Genomic DNA, 14,521 nt, shown 5'->3' with positions numbered 1-14,521 from the left:
GATCTCTGGGGGAGCGCCTAGTCTTTGCCTATTTCATAGACTTCTTCTTCGGTCTCGCCGATCTGACCAGTCACCGCATTCACTTCCACTTCGATCTCTTTACCATTGGCCTGCTTGATGTCGAATTCATACACCGGGCTGCCATTTTCCAGCTCATATTCTATGCTTTCGATCTCGCCCGGGTATTTGTCGAGCGCGGTTTTTTTCGCTTGTTCCATGCTGATCTTGGCTTTGGATCTGAATTCTTGGTTGTTGGCGTCTACATCCAGTTCTTCTTCGTAGACTTTGCCGGTCTTGGCTTCGCACTCGACTTCCCACTCTTTGCCATCGCTGCCGACAATGTCGAATTCATAGATGGCGCCACGGCCTTTCTCGATCTCGGCTTCCAGAGAAACCACTTTACCCGGGTGTTTGGCCAGGGCGGCTTTCATACATCGCTCCATAGGGCCATTGTGGCTATCCTTGGCGGCAAAGGCTGACACACTGAACAGTGCAGCTAAGGTGACTAGCAATAGTTTTTTATTCATGACAGCAATCTCCTGTTGTTTGACAGGGTGAGAAATTCACCTGCACAAATAGTATACATACACAGATTGCTGTTTGACTAATAATTCATGCGGTAACTAGTTTGCCGGATTGTCTGACTGGTATCAGGCCGGTGTTTCAGGCTAATAGCCGAGTGCGCGTGCGGCCTGGTAGAAGGCAAAACTGATCAGCCAGGCCAGGCCCAGCGACCACGCCAGCGATAACCACATAAAGGCCCGGCTCTTACTTTCCGAGCGCAAGGTGGCGATGGTGGACAGGCAGGGTGTATAGATCAGCGTGAACAGCATAAAACTCATGCCTTGCACCCAGTCTATATTGGCGGCGATCTGGTGGCTGAGGGCGTCGCCTTGCAGGCCGTAGATCACGGCCAGCGAGCCGACCACGATCTCTTTGGCGACAAAGCCGAATATCAGCGCGATCGCCAGGTGGTTATCTATGCCTATCGGGTCCAGCACAGGTGCAAAAAAGCGGCCTATGCTGCCAGCCCAGGTCTCGGCGCTGGCCGGCACCGCAGTCGTTGGCAGGTGCGTCAGCAACCACACCATCAACACGCCTATGACGATGAATTTGGTGGCGCGGAACAGGAAGTGCTTGACCTCTTGCCAGCCACGCAGCCAGATCTGATTGGGGGTAGGGAAGCGGTAAGGCGGTAATTCCAGCACAAACGGTTCGCTGCTGGCGAACTTCTGCTTGAACAGTACTGCGGTCAGGAAGATAGTGAAAAAGCTCACCATATACAGTGAGAACAGCGCCAGCGCCGCCTGTGAAGGCGGGAACAGGATGGCGATCATAAACAGGAACACCTGCAGGCGTGCCGAACACAATGATAGCGGAATAGTCAGCATGGTCAGTAAGCGCATGGGGCGGCTGCGCATGACGCGCGTGCCCATCAGCGCCGGGACGTTACAGCCGAAACCCATCAGCACCATGACAAAGCCACGCCCGTCCAGCCCCATTTTTGCCATCAGCGTATCCATCAGGAAAGCGGCACGCGATAAGTAACCGCTATCTTCGACCATGCTCATGACCAGGAAGAACAGCACGATGATGGGCACAAACGCGGCCACTGTACTCAAGCCGGTATACAGGCCATCGAGTAATAAGCCGTTCAGCCAGATCGGCAGGCTGGCCAATGCCGGGTCCAGCAGTTCACTGCGCAATGTGTCAAATATCCAGGCGGTGGCTTCCTGCAGCGGGGCACCTATGGTGAAGATGAACTGGAATAACAGGAATATGGCCAGGAAAAACAGCGGCAAGCCTAACCACGGGTGCAGCAAGACGCGGTCTATGCGGTCTGTGGTCGAGGTATTCAGCTGCAAAGGCATCTGCACAGAGCGGTCAATAATGCTTTGCATCTCCTGCTCTACCGCAGTATCGGCCTGCAGTTTGGCGGCGATCAGCTGTGGGCTGACAGGAGCGGCCTGCTGGTCTATCACGCTGGCGGCCAGTTGCAGCGCTTGCGGGCAACCGCTGCCGTACTTGGCACTGATGGTGAGCACCGGCATGCCCAGTTGCTGGCTCATGGCCTGGGTATCTATGGTGATGCCGGCGCGTTTGGCTTCATCCTCCATATTCAGCAGCAACACGGCAGGCAGGCCCAGGGCGCGCAGTTGCAAGGCCAATGACAGTTGCCTGTCTATCTGCGCGCTATTGAGTATGATCAGCGCCAGGTCTACCGGGTGATGGCTCAGAAAGTGGCGCACCACTTCCTCGTCATCAGAAAAACCGTGCAGGTCATACAAGCCGGGCAGGTCTACCAGTTCTGCAATATGGCCGCCCAGCAGTATTTTTGCACTCAGCAGGTCTACTGTCATGCCAGGCCAGTTGCCTACGCGGGCAGAGGCACCACTCAAACGATTGAACAGCGTAGATTTGCCCGTGTTGGGCATGCCAAGTAAAGCAACACGTTTCATGCGGGTATGGATTCCGGGTCAGGCAGTGGAGTGTGTAACTGGATAGAGCGTGCATCTTGCAGGCGGATCACGACATCAGTAGAGCCTATGCGGATATGCAAGGGGCCGTTGAATGCAGCCTGGCGAACGACCTGTACCTGTTTGCCGGCACGGAAGCCCAGCGCGTTCAGGCGTTGTACCAGGGCCTGTTCTGCCTGTATGGCGGCGATGATCGCTGACTCGCCGGGTTTTAGTGCATTGAGTTGCATGGCTACAAAAAGGCTGCAAATGAGAACAATTCTTGATTTTATCGCAGAAACTGCAGGCGGGGAAAACTTAAATGGCAAACTTAAATGGAAAACCGGGCCATGGCCGCGCCAAATGTTAAAAAGCCAGCATAGGCTGGCTTTTTAATCGAATACCGTCATATCAGCATTCATGTATCAGTGTTCAGTACTGAGGATCAAGGTGTTTTTTTCTCAGCGCCTACCACTTCGATCTTCGCTTTGTCTTTCAGGCTCAACATGTATTTTTCCAGCTTGCGTTGCTGAATGGTACGCTCAATGCCTTCCTTGATCTTTTCATACGGCGGCACTTGCAGTGCGCGCACATCTATCAGTTTGATCACATGCCAGCCGAATTGTGATTGCACAGGCTCGGTGGTGGTTTCACCTTTTTTCAAGCTGGTGATCGCATCTGCGAATGGCTTGGGCAAACCAGCTGCTGCAGGTGCAAACCAGCCCAGATCGCCGCCTTTTTCCTTGGAGTTAGGGTCCAGGGATTTTTCTTTGGCGATTTTTGCAAAATCAGTACCTTTTTTCAGGTCGACAATGATGGTTTTAGCTTCAGTATCGGTTTTCACCAGGATATGACGCGCATTGTATTCTTTATCGCCCAGTTCTTTTTTGTACTGCTCGTAGCCTTCTTTTTTCTCGGCTTCAGTCACTGGGTTTTTTCTGATGAAATCAGCCAGGAAAGCATTCACCAGCAATTTGCGGCGTGCCAGTTCTTCGCTGGCGATAAAGTCAGGCTGCTTGTCTATGCCGGCTTTTTGCGCTTCCTGGAAAGCCAGTTCAGAACCTACCAGCTCATTCACTACCGCGGCTTTCATGCCGTCGTTGGCTTTTTGGCCGGTACGCGCTTCCGCATCCCTTAAGATGAACTCGACCCAGGTTTTTTTGATTGGCTTGCCGTTAACGGTCGCAATCGCATCAGCATCAGCTGCATAAGCATGTGGCAACGCACTGAAGCATGCAATCGCCAACATCATTTTCAAAAATTTCATGCAATATCCTTAAAAAACGAAATGGTGCAATATTAAAAAATAGAATTGTTTCAATCAGATGACTCATCAGAAGATAATGCGTTGATACTGAGCGCGTGTATGCGATGAGGCATCAAGTCATGCAAGCATTGGTACACCATGCGATGGCGCATTATCTGTGATTTTCCTGAAAATAGCGAGCTTTTTACCGTCAGGGTAAAATGCCCGCCGCCCGTGTTTCCTGCGTGTCCCTGATGCTGTGCACTGTCGTCTTGAATGACCAGTTGTTCTGGGTTCAGGGCTTGCAGGCGCTGCCTGATTTCGGTTTGCAGCATTTTATGGCAACGTCTTGCGGAAAGGGTTCACTGAAACTTGGCCATATACGCCGGCATGCACGAATGGGTCGTTATTCGCCCACTCGGTGGCGGCTTGTAATGAATCGAATTCTGCCACGATCAGGCTGCCGCTGTAGCCGGCTTCGCCTGGGTCTACATTGTCTATGGCAGGTAAGGGGCCGGCCAATATCAGACGGCCTTCAGTTTGCAGTTGCTGCAAACGCTCAAGGTGCGCAGGCCGGTGCTGCAAGCGCAGTGGCAGGCTATTGGCGTTATCCTGTGCGTAAATCATATATAACATAAGGTCATTCCATTTGTTCAATCAGGTAAAACGCGGATAGATCATGCTGGAGGCGTGTGCTCTATCCAGTAATCTTTCAAAACAAATACCTGGCTGATCATAAATACGAACATCAGGCTGGTGGTGCCAAACAGTTTAAAGTTGACCCAGTCTTCTTCAGTATAGTGAAAAGCCACATACAGATTCAAACTGCCTAGGCCGATCAGAAACAGCACCCAGCACAGGTTGAGCTTGTCCCACACGCTGGCTGGCGGCGCTATGATCTTGCCCAGCATGCGCGCGATCAGGTTGTTCTGAAACACATAACGGCTGAATAACAGTGCCAGTGCGCCTATCCAGTAGATCACGGTCGGTTTCCACATGATATAGGTCTTGTCGTGCAGTAACAGGGTGATGCCACCCAGCACGGTGATCACGGCGCCGTTGATCATCAGCATCTTGTCGATCTTGCCGCGTTTGATCCAGACGATGAGCATCAGCACCAGGGTGCTGATGATGGCGACTGAAGTAGCCGCAAAAATACCGGCTTTTTTATAAGCGATAAAAAAGAGTATGACGGGCAATAAATCGATAATGACTTGCATGACGGGATCAGTGACTGAATTCCTGCTATCTGTGAGGGCACTATTTTGCTATGATTTCTGTCGAAATGTAAAGTTCGTTTCCTGATCGCTCAGCTTAGCGACTTCTTATTCACTCATAGAATCAGCGATATCCACCCACCATGACTGTCCCTATAGACCTGCATTGCCACTCTACCATGTCAGATGGCTTGCTCACGCCAGAGGAGCTGGTGGCGCACGCTGCCAGCAAAGGCGTGCGGGTACTGGCTTTGACCGACCACGATGAAGTCAGTGGTTTGGCACGCGCACGCGCGGCAGCTGAACAGCACGGCATACAGTTTGTTAATGGCGTGGAAATATCGGCGACCTGGAAGAAACGTACCCTGCATATCGTCGGCTTGCGCGTGAATCCCGAACATCCGCCGCTGCTGGAGGCTTTTGCCAAAGTGCGCGCAGGGCGTGACGAACGCGCGCGGCAGATCGCGGAAGGGCTGGCCAGGGCGGGGATAGCTGATGCTTACGAAGGCGCCAGGTCTATCGCCGGTAACAGTGTGATGACGCGCAGCCATTTTGCCCAGTTTCTGGTCAGGCAGGGCCATGCCAAGAATATCAAATCGGTGTTTAAGAAATATATGGTCAAGGGCAAACCCGGCTATGTGAATCATGAGTGGATGAGCCTGCAAGAGGCGCTGACCCTGATCAAAGACAGTGGTGGCGTCGCGGTGCTGGCGCATCCCGGTCGCTATGACCTCGGCTTCGTCAATATGCATTTATTACTGAATGAATTCAGGGATCAGGGCGGCGTCGCCATCGAAGTGGTGACAGGTAGCCATCAGCCGCCGCAATATGCCCAGTTCGCCACCCTGGCGCACCGCTTTGACCTCAAGGCTTCGCAAGGGTCTGATTATCATGGGCCGGGCCTGTCCCATATGGAAATGGGCCGCTTGCCTGACCTGCCGCCCGGCTGTGTACCAGTATGGCAGGACTGGCCGGAAGCCAGCCAGCTGCAATAATCCGCCATGGCTCAATACTTTATCATTCATGCGGAAAACCCGCAGGCCAGATTGATACAACAGGCTGCCCAGCTCATACAGCAGGGCGGTGTGGTCGCTTGCCCGACGGATTCAAGTTATGCCCTGGTGTGTTCCATGGAATACAAGGATGCGCAAACGCGCATACGGCGCTTGCGCGGCGTGGATGATGAACACCCGTTCACGCTGATCTGCCGTGACCTGGCCGAGATCGGCACCTATGCCAAAGTGAATAACAGCCAGTTCCGTTTATTAAAGGCACTCACACCTGGCGCCTATACCTTTTTACTGGAAGCCAGCCGTGAAGTCCCCAGGCGGCTGCAGCACCCCAAACGTAGCACCATAGGGTTACGGGTGCCCGGCCATATCGTGGTGCAAGCCTTGCTCGAGGCGCTGGATATGCCTTTGCTGAGCATGACGCTGCAATTGCCGCAGGACGAAGTGCCGATGTCGGTAGGCTGGGAGATCCGCGAGACCCTGGAGCACCAGGTCGATGCCGTGATAGACAGTGACATCGTGCATGTGGGGGCCACCACCGTACTGGACCTGACGCAGGACCCGCCCGAGCTGGTACGTGCCGGCGTCGCTCCCTGGCCTAAGTAAACGGCTGACATCTGCTTAATGACGGCCGGAAATGGCCAGAAATCGATATTGGAACCAGAGATCAAATGGAATTAACCGCTATACAGAAGATCGCCGCCTATGCCTTGCCCATCCTGTTTGCGATCACGGTGCACGAAGCCGCGCATGGCTATGCGGCCAAGTATTTCGGTGACCTGACTGCCGAACGCATGGGCCGCATCACGCTCAACCCGTTTAAACATATCGATCCTATAGGCACCATACTGTTGCCTGCCCTGAGTGTATTGTTGGGTGGCGTGTTGTTCGGCTGGGCCAAGCCGGTGCCGGTCAATTTTGCCAATTTGCGCAGACCAAAAAAAGATATGTTATGGGTGGCGCTGGCCGGGCCTGCTTCCAACTTTGTGATGGCGATAGGCTGGGGCCTGATTCTGGCGCGCATTGAAGCATTTCCAGCCGCCGCCCAGGACTTTCTGGCGCAGATGAGTATTGCCGGTATCCAGATCAACCTGGTGCTGATGGTGCTGAATCTGCTGCCATTGCCGCCGCTGGATGGTGGCCGTATCGCCGTCAGCTTATTGCCCATGAAGGCGGCGATCGCTTTTTCGCGGGTTGAACGCTACGGCATGCTGATCCTGATTGCGCTGTTATTCACCGGCATATTAAGCATGATACTGACGCCGGCCTTGAGGTTTTTCCAGCAGTTGCTGACTGTGCTGGTCATGTGACGTGAATGGCTACAGCTGTCACCATAGCCATTTAAACCTCAGCCATTTAAATCTAATCCCTGCCTAGCGTTTCATTACATCCAGAGTCAGCTTGCTGGGTACCTGTTCGCGGTCAGCTTTTACCGCCACCGGGGCCGCAGCCGTTGACCTTTCCGCAGCCACTCCCGCATCGGCCAGTACTTTCTGGATCGCCTCTGCGCGTGCTTGGGCTAATGCTTGCAGGTCGGCTTCGGGCACCTGGATGCTGGCGGTCAATGCTTGCTGCGCCTGCGCATAAAAGCCTGCCGGCGCTTTTTCCAGTTTGGCCGCCAGACGCTTGAGCAGGCCTTTGTTGGTCAGGCGGTCATGCAAGGCCTGGATCGCCGATTGCACCTTGGGGTTGTTGAGGTCTACAGGCCCGGCCGCCTGATCGGCCGTCAGGCGCACGCCCATTTCTGCGGCCACCTGCCTGCGCAAAGTCATTTCCTGGATGGCGCGCGTATCTGCTGTGCTGTCATAGCCGGGGATGATGCCCAGTTTTAATTGCTGGCGCTTGCCCAGCGCGCTGCTGACGGCGTGCAGTTTCTCCAGTTCTGGGGGGGAGATGCTGGCTTTGCCTGGCTCAAACACGATAGCCTCCAGCTTTTCACTGCTGCCAAACAGTTTGCCCAGCGCACTGAAAGGCGAGGTCACTATTTTGGTCAGCACATTGGTAAAAGCTTTCCACAAAATACTGCCATAACTGAATTTGGGGTCATCCAGGCTGCCGCTGATGGGCAGATCGAGGTCTATTACGCCATCGCTGTCTTCCAGGATGGCAATGGCGAGATCCAGAGGCAGGTTGGGCGCGTCTTTACTATCGACTCTTTCACCCAGCGTGAGTTTTTTAATGACGAATTTATTCTCTCCTGCCAGTTGCCGCTGCTTGATCTTGTATTCCAGGTCTACCGACAATTTACCCGACTCTATTTTGCGGCCGGCGAATTTGCCCGAGTAAGGCGTCAGGCGATTCATTTCCAGATTGGTGAATGCCAGCTTGATATCGGTGAGCTCGGTGGCGTTGAACGGTTGCAATGAGCCATGGATGCGCGCAGCGCCATAATCATCGACTTTGCCATCCAGCTCAACCTGTGCGGTCGCGGCTGGGTTGCTGGAAATGCCATTGATGACACCGCCCAGCGAGTGTATCTGCGTGCCAAACGGTTGTGGCAGCGACAGATCAGCAAACTCAAGCTCGGCACCGCTGATACGCACGGACTCGATAGCAACCGGGAAGTCTGCCTTGTTGCTGCCTGCACCAGCGCCGTTGGCGGCAGCGGTGTTGTTGCTGGCACCTGCATCATTGGCGGCGGCTTTCTGTGCAGTAGGGCTGCCCGTCTGCCTGGACGCAGGCGATGGGCTGCTGGCCGGGGGCTGGTCTCGCAGCACTTTCGAAATATTCAGGCTGCGGTCAGGGTAGATAATGAATTTGGTCTGCGGTTTATCCAGTGTCAGGCTGCTGATCTGCAAGCGGTTGGGTGCCAGTGACAGCGCCAGGCCGTCACCCTGCAGTTTTTCCCAGCGTAAAAAGGCTTGCTGGCTGGCTTCTTCCAGCAATGACCAATGGCTGACACTGAAACCACCAGCAAAGCTGGTGCTGCCGCTGGCGGTCTGCTGCAGTTTCCCCTGCACGCTGGCGCTGCCATCCTGCAGCGTGAGCAGCGCGACTTGCTGGATATAAGGCGCAAAAGGCTTGAGTGACAGGTCAGTCAGCGCTAATTGCAGATCGGTTTTAAACGGTGCCGGAGTCAGTGAGCCCCTGGCGCTGAACTGCCCGCCCTGTTTCAGTTTAAAGCCAGCTTTGACCGGCACTGCGCGTGCCATCTGCTGGCTCAGGTCAGCCACTTCCAGGCTGCCATCCGTGATATCAAGCATGACTGGTGCGGATGTGGTCTGGTCTTCAATATGAATATCGGCGTGCTGCAGGGCAAAACGTTTCAGGCCTACTGCCCAGGCTGGTTTTTTTGCAGTGGCAGGCGCGCCGGTCGCCTGGCTTGGTGCCACGGCGGTGTTGTTGCCGGCGGCCGCAACCAGTAATGTCTGCCAGTTCAACTGCTGGTCAGCCTGGCGGATCACCTGTGTCTTCAGTCCGTTGAGCTGCAATGCGCCCAGACTGAGCTTTTGCTCTGCCAGTGCCAGGCTGCCTTCAGTCAGTGTCAGGCTGGCCAGTTGTGCCACAGGTTTTTTATCTGATTGCACACTGAGCTGCCTGGCTTCGGCTTTGATCTGTTTCAGCTGCAGGCCGGCCTGTTGCTCCAGTGCCAGTTGCAGATTAAAGTCAGACAGTGTCGCTGCCAGCGGCCTGGCAAACTGCTGGTCCAGGTAAGCCAGCTGCCAGTGCGCCAGCGTAATGTCGGCTATGGCGATATGAAACGGCGTTTGCTGTGATTCTTCTGCAGGCGCTGCCTCCGGCTGGGCGGGCGATTGCGTGCTTGCCTGGGCCGGTGCAGTCGCCGCAAGCGCCTGTTGCCAGTCCAGTGTGCCATCGGCGTGATGCGTGGCCGACAGTGTGCCATCTGCCAGCAGTATTCTGGCGATAGCCGCCTGGCGTTCGACCAGGTTGAGGCTGACTTGCTCTATGGATAAAGCCGGCAACAGCAACAGGTTCTTTTGCTGGTGCTGGACCTGTAGTTGCTTGAATTGCAGGTCCAGGTTGTCAAAACTGAGCTGCGCATGGTCGCTATGGCTGAATGCCAGGCCAGGTAAGCTGACATCGGCCGCTGCCAGCGAGAATGTCGCTTGCGGCTTGTGTAATTGCAGTTGATCCAGCTTGAGACTCAGGGCCTGCGTGGTGATCTTGGTGTCTGCGGCTTGCTCCAGCAATAACTGCTTGATGAGCAGGGTGACTTGGTTCAGCGCTAGCCTGTCACCTTGCGCCAGTTTACCTGCCAGCGCATGCACCGCTAGTCTGGCATCGGTCAGTAACAGGCGGGGGTGCTGGTCGGGCAGCGAGAAATCATATTTCAGCTGGCTGGAAAAAGTGCCGGCATCTGGCTGGAAAGGCAGCGCTTGCGTATTGACCCATTGCGCAAGCTTGGCGATCTGCAGGCCTTCTATCGCCAGCGTACCTTGCGACGCCAGTGGGTTGACGCCGAAATCACCTTTCCATTTCAGGGTGCCGCCCTGGTAAGGCAGTTTGGCCGCGATCAGGTAATCGCCACGGTCTTCAGGCAGTGTGGAAAAACCATCCAGTTCAAAATCCAGCGGCTTTAACGAAGCCTGCAGTGGTGTGGCGTGATGGTCATCCAGGTATTCGATATCGCCCTGGCGGATCTCTATATTTTCAATGATGACACGCGGCAGTGACTTTTCTGGCGGTGTCGGCTCTTCATTCAGTTTGGCGATCAGGTCTGCCCAGTTCAGGCGCCCTTGTTTGGAAATATGCAGATGGATACGTGGTGAGGCCAGTGCCACCTGTTTCAGTTTCCAGGCCCAGCTGAACAGGCCGCTGAATTCCATATCTACCACCAGCCGGTCGAACGAGGCCAATGGCGCGCCATTTTTCTCGGTCAGGGCAAAGTGGTCTATGGTGGTGGTCAGGCGCAAAGGGTCAAAACTGACTTTTTCAACGCTGGCTTTACTGGCCAGCTGGGTTTCGGCCACCCAGGGCAGCAGCCATTTCGCCAGCGGGTTGACTGCCAGCCAGGCAAACAGGAAATAGAACAGCAGCAGCCCGGCAATGATCTTGGCGATCAGTGAGTGGCGCAGGGTGGCGAGCAAGGGTGTCAGACGATTTAACATAGGCGGATAATTTAGCAGATTTGTGTCAGAAAGTGACAGAAAGTAGCGGCTACACACCTAGATAAGGCACAAAGCATGAGAGACGGGTCGCTGAAGGTGACATATTCATGCTTTTTGAGGTATGCTTAAATCATCTCTTTACACAGGATGCTGTTTTCAGCAGTACGTATGGCTTCTGAGCCGGAAAAGTTGTCGCATAAACCCTCTTTATTAGAACGATTAAGTCATTTTCTTCTGCGTGAGCCAGAAGATCGCGAGCAACTGGTTGAGTTGTTGCACGGGGCTTATGAGAACCACCTGATGGATGGCGATTCCCTCGCCATGATAGAGGGTGTCCTGCAGGTCAGCGAGATGCAAGTCCGCGATGTCATGATCCCGCGCTCTCAAATGGATGTGATCGATATCACACAAGCCGCTGAAACCTTACTCCCGTTTGTCATAGAAACCGCCCACTCCCGTTTCCCGGTCATTGAAGATAATAAAAACGATGTGATAGGCATCTTGCTGGCCAAGGATCTGTTGCGCTATTACGCCGACCAGTCTTTCGAGCTGCGCGACATGCTGCGGCCGGCAGTGTTTATCCCAGAATCCAAGCGCTTGAATGTGCTGCTAAAAGAGTTTCGCAGTAACCGCAACCATATCGCCATCGTGGTGGATGAATACGGCGGCGTGGCCGGCATGGTCACCATTGAAGATGTGCTTGAGCAGATCGTCGGCGACATCGAGGATGAGTACGATGATGACGAGACCGAAGGCAATATCATCCAGCAAGAAGCTGCCACCTATCGCGTCAAGGCCCTGACTGAGATCGGCGAGCTCAATGAGGCCCTGGGCACCGAGTTCAGCGATGAAGAGTTCTCTACTGTGGGTGGCCTGGTGATCAACCATTTCGGCCATTTGCCCAAACGCGGCGAGCAGATACGCATTGATAACCTGAGTGTCACTGTGGTGCATGCCGATAGCCGTCGCGTACATGTGCTGCTGATAGAGCAATTGCCGGAAGAGCCTTACCCGATAGAGTCTGTGTAGTATTCGTCGCGCGGCGCTGGCGCGAACCAATGGTTGTTTTGATTGCCTGACTATCTGAAAAGGAGCGTTAAGATGAGAACACAATCTTGGTTTTCTATGCTGGCGGCTGCGCTGGTATGTTTAAGTCCCGCCGTCTGGGCTGGCCCCACCACTGAAAAACTCGCCGCCGAAAAACTTCCTCAGGACGAGCAGGGCTTTGTGAATGCGGTCAGCAAGCTCAAGCGTGCTGAGATCATCGCCTTGCTGGGCGAGCCTGCGCGTGCAGAAGATGTGAAATTAAAAGACAGTGGCCGGGTGGTGGCGTCTATCTGGCATTACCACAATATCAACAAGGACGAGCAGGGGGCATTTTACCCGACCACCGAGCTGGATATCATTGATGACCAGGTAAGCGTGATCGTGTTCCTGAATAATGATGGTTCGGATGCGAGCCAGGGCCAGACTTACGAGGTGCAGCCTTACGAAGGGCAACCTTTTTAGCCAGTAAACTTGATTCCTGGCTTGATTAGCATGTGTAAATATAAAGGGCACCTCAGGTGCCCTTTATATTTCATGCGAAAGAATAAGCGTGTTATTTTTTCAGGTTGTCACGGATCTCGCGTAACAGCAGAATGTCTTCAGGCGTGGCAGCTGGCGCGGGCGGTGGTGCGGCTTCCTTCAAGCTGTTCATGAATTTAACCATTTGAAAAATGATAAAAGCCAGGATGATGAAGTTGAGCACTATGGTAATAAAGTTACCATAGGCCAGCACCGCGCCTAATTTTTTCGCTTCCACCAGTGCCAGGTCGGCAGACTGTCCGTTCAGCGGGATGTACATATTGCTGAAATCAAAACCGCCAAAGATCTTGCCTATGATAGGCATGATGATGTCGTTCACCAGGGAGTCGACGATTTTGCCAAACGCGCCGCCTATGATCACACCGACCGCCAGGTCCATGACGTTGCCTTTTAGCGCAAACTGTTTAAATTCTGATGCCACACTCATAACTTCCCACTCCTTTAATTGTTATTCACAGCAAGATTGCATCAACGACTATAGGCGTAGCCTTGCCTGCTTGTCAATCTACGGCTGCCGACCGTTAAAAAATGGGCGGTGTTATATAATGCACTCATATCAGGCGCCCGGAGGTCCAGTAGCCAGTCATGCAGTTGTTTCATACTTTGCGCGAAATGCGCACTTTTCTTGATGGTCACGCTGGCAAGCGTATCGGTTTTGTCCCCACCATGGGTAATCTGCATGCCGGCCATTGCGAGCTGGTCAGCCAGGCTAAAAACCGGGCAGATATCGTGGTGGCGAGTATCTTTGTCAACCCTTTGCAATTCGGCGCCAATGAAGATTTCGGCAGTTATCCACGCACATTGCAGGCCGATTGCGAGCAGTTGCGCGGGGTGGGCGCAGACCTGGTGTTTGCCCCGGCGGTAGAGCAGATGTACCCTGACTTTGACGGTCAGAGTCTGCAACAGCAAGTCATGGTGCAGCCGCCGCCACTGGCAGATATATTGTGTGGCGCCAGCCGCCCCGGGCATTTTGCCGGTGTGGCGACCGTGGTGACCAAGTTGTTTCATATGGTGAGGCCTGACCTCGCCGTGTTTGGCAAAAAGGATTACCAGCAACTGATGGTGATACGCTCGCTGGTGCGGCAGCTGAACTTTGCGATCGAGATACTGGGGGTAGACACCAGGCGCGAACCCTCAGGCTTGGCCATGAGTTCGCGTAATGGTTATCTGACGCCTGAACAGAAGACCCAGGCTGCCCAGCTCTATGCGCAGTTGCAACAGCTGCGGGCTGCGCTGCAGAGTGGCCGGCGGGATTACGCCGCCCTGTCCGAACAAGCGGTTTCAGCACTCAATCAGCAGGGCTGGCAGGCAGATTATGTAGAGATCCGTACGCAACAGGATCTGAGTGTACCGGCAGCAGATCAAACTGAACTAGTGGTGCTGGCCGCGGCCAAACTGGGTAATACACGTTTGATAGATAATTGTGAAGTTCACCTTTAGAAGGATGGTCACGTTTTTATGAAAATTATTTTGCGCTAAGCTATTGATAACTTTATAATTACGACCTTTTCCGCGCTGGCGGGGAATTAACTGAAGGGATGCAATGCAAACAACCATGTTGAAATCAAAGCTGCATCGGGTGCGGGTCACGCACAGCGAGCTGCACTACGAGGGTAGTTGCGCTATCGATGAAGCCTTGCTGGAAGCTGCCAGTATTCGTGAATACGAGCAGATCCAGATTTACAACATCAACAATGGCGAGCGGTTCACCACTTACGCCATACGCGCCGAGCGCCACTCCGGTGTGATCTCTGTCAATGGTGCCGCTGCACACAAGGCAGACCCGGATGACCTGATCATCATCGCCTGCTATGCTCAGTACACCGAAGCTGAGCTCGCCAACTTTCATCCACAACTGGTCTATGTCGATACGCACAATCGTATCGTCGAACTAAAAGACCATATCCCGGCGCAAGCTGCCTGAATCCCATTGAGT

Annotated in this window: 16 protein-coding genes; 7 read left to right on the top strand and 9 right to left on the bottom strand. The window is 54.0% G+C overall.

What is annotated here, in order from left to right:
* Positions 1-17: 17 nt before the first annotated feature.
* From ACT6RZ_RS06230 to ACT6RZ_RS06200, 7 genes are all read right to left on the bottom strand, one after another.
* Positions 18-527: a PepSY domain-containing protein gene (locus ACT6RZ_RS06230; protein WP_444701280.1), complete on the bottom strand. Its 510-nt coding sequence runs from the start codon at positions 525-527 to the stop codon at positions 18-20.
* A gap of 141 nt (positions 528-668) precedes the next feature.
* Entirely contained in the window at positions 669-2,459 is a 1,791-nt protein-coding gene (gene feoB / locus ACT6RZ_RS06225; protein WP_444701279.1) for a ferrous iron transport protein B, read from the bottom strand.
* Positions 2,456-2,707, bottom strand: a complete 252-nt coding sequence (locus tag ACT6RZ_RS06220) for a FeoA family protein (RefSeq protein ID WP_444701278.1) — start codon at positions 2,705-2,707, stop codon at positions 2,456-2,458. Before ACT6RZ_RS06220 ends, feoB begins: the two co-directional genes overlap by 4 nt.
* 194 nt (positions 2,708-2,901) lie before the next feature.
* Positions 2,902-3,723, bottom strand: a complete 822-nt coding sequence (locus ACT6RZ_RS06215) for a peptidylprolyl isomerase (RefSeq protein ID WP_444701277.1) — start codon at positions 3,721-3,723, stop codon at positions 2,902-2,904.
* Between the two features lie 50 nt (positions 3,724-3,773).
* Positions 3,774-4,037 carry a BolA family protein gene (locus ACT6RZ_RS06210; protein WP_444701276.1) on the bottom strand — a complete coding sequence of 88 codons (264 nt, stop codon included), beginning with the start codon at positions 4,035-4,037 and terminating at the stop codon, positions 3,774-3,776.
* Position 4,038: 1 nt separating this feature from the next.
* Positions 4,039-4,338: a YciI family protein gene (locus tag ACT6RZ_RS06205; RefSeq protein ID WP_444701275.1), complete on the bottom strand. Its 300-nt coding sequence runs from the start codon at positions 4,336-4,338 to the stop codon at positions 4,039-4,041.
* Positions 4,339-4,379: 41 nt separating this feature from the next.
* Complete coding sequence (locus ACT6RZ_RS06200; RefSeq protein ID WP_444701274.1) at positions 4,380-4,922, bottom strand: septation protein A; 543 nt, start codon at positions 4,920-4,922, stop codon at positions 4,380-4,382.
* Positions 4,923-5,062: 140 nt separating this feature from the next.
* Between ACT6RZ_RS06200 and ACT6RZ_RS06195 the strand changes: the two genes are divergently transcribed.
* From ACT6RZ_RS06195 to ACT6RZ_RS06185, 3 genes are all read left to right on the top strand, one after another.
* Positions 5,063-5,914: a 3',5'-nucleoside bisphosphate phosphatase gene (locus tag ACT6RZ_RS06195; protein WP_444701273.1), complete on the top strand. Its 852-nt coding sequence runs from the start codon at positions 5,063-5,065 to the stop codon at positions 5,912-5,914.
* Positions 5,915-5,920: 6 nt separating this feature from the next.
* A complete protein-coding gene (locus ACT6RZ_RS06190) occupies positions 5,921-6,535 on the top strand; it encodes an L-threonylcarbamoyladenylate synthase (protein WP_444701272.1) in 615 nt (204 codons plus the stop codon).
* Between the two features lie 65 nt (positions 6,536-6,600).
* Complete coding sequence (locus ACT6RZ_RS06185; protein WP_444701271.1) at positions 6,601-7,239, top strand: site-2 protease family protein; 639 nt, start codon at positions 6,601-6,603, stop codon at positions 7,237-7,239.
* 63 nt (positions 7,240-7,302) lie between these two features.
* Here ACT6RZ_RS06185 and ACT6RZ_RS06180 read toward each other — a convergent pair whose 3' ends face one another.
* Positions 7,303-10,998 (bottom strand): DUF748 domain-containing protein, encoded by a 3,696-nt coding sequence (locus ACT6RZ_RS06180; RefSeq protein ID WP_444701270.1) that lies wholly within the window; start codon positions 10,996-10,998, stop codon positions 7,303-7,305.
* A 168-nt stretch (positions 10,999-11,166) separates the two neighbouring features.
* Here ACT6RZ_RS06180 and ACT6RZ_RS06175 point away from each other — a divergent pair, with 168 nt between their 5' ends.
* The gene (locus ACT6RZ_RS06175) at positions 11,167-12,027 is read left to right on the top strand and encodes an HlyC/CorC family transporter (RefSeq protein ID WP_444701269.1); all 861 of its coding nucleotides are present in this window, start codon (positions 11,167-11,169) and stop codon (positions 12,025-12,027) included.
* Positions 12,028-12,099: 72 nt separating this feature from the next.
* Positions 12,100-12,507, top strand: a complete 408-nt coding sequence (locus tag ACT6RZ_RS06170; RefSeq protein ID WP_444701268.1) for a hypothetical protein — start codon at positions 12,100-12,102, stop codon at positions 12,505-12,507.
* A 91-nt stretch (positions 12,508-12,598) separates the two neighbouring features.
* Here ACT6RZ_RS06170 and mscL read toward each other — a convergent pair whose 3' ends face one another.
* Positions 12,599-13,012 (bottom strand): large conductance mechanosensitive channel protein MscL, encoded by a 414-nt coding sequence (mscL, locus tag ACT6RZ_RS06165; protein WP_444701267.1) that lies wholly within the window; start codon positions 13,010-13,012, stop codon positions 12,599-12,601.
* A 158-nt stretch (positions 13,013-13,170) separates the two neighbouring features.
* Between mscL and panC the strand changes: the two genes are divergently transcribed.
* On the top strand, positions 13,171-14,025 hold the full coding sequence (gene panC / locus ACT6RZ_RS06160) for a pantoate--beta-alanine ligase (protein WP_444701266.1): 855 nt from the start codon (positions 13,171-13,173) through the stop codon (positions 14,023-14,025).
* A 103-nt stretch (positions 14,026-14,128) separates the two neighbouring features.
* Positions 14,129-14,509 carry an aspartate 1-decarboxylase gene (panD, locus tag ACT6RZ_RS06155; RefSeq protein ID WP_444701265.1) on the top strand — a complete coding sequence of 127 codons (381 nt, stop codon included), beginning with the start codon at positions 14,129-14,131 and terminating at the stop codon, positions 14,507-14,509.
* Positions 14,510-14,521 lie beyond the last annotated feature (12 nt).

This window comes from Methylophilus sp., assembly GCF_052437885.1.
In the GTDB taxonomy this organism is placed as follows: domain Bacteria; phylum Pseudomonadota; class Gammaproteobacteria; order Burkholderiales; family Methylophilaceae; genus Methylophilus.
This window is presented reverse-complemented; position numbering and strand designations above follow the sequence as displayed.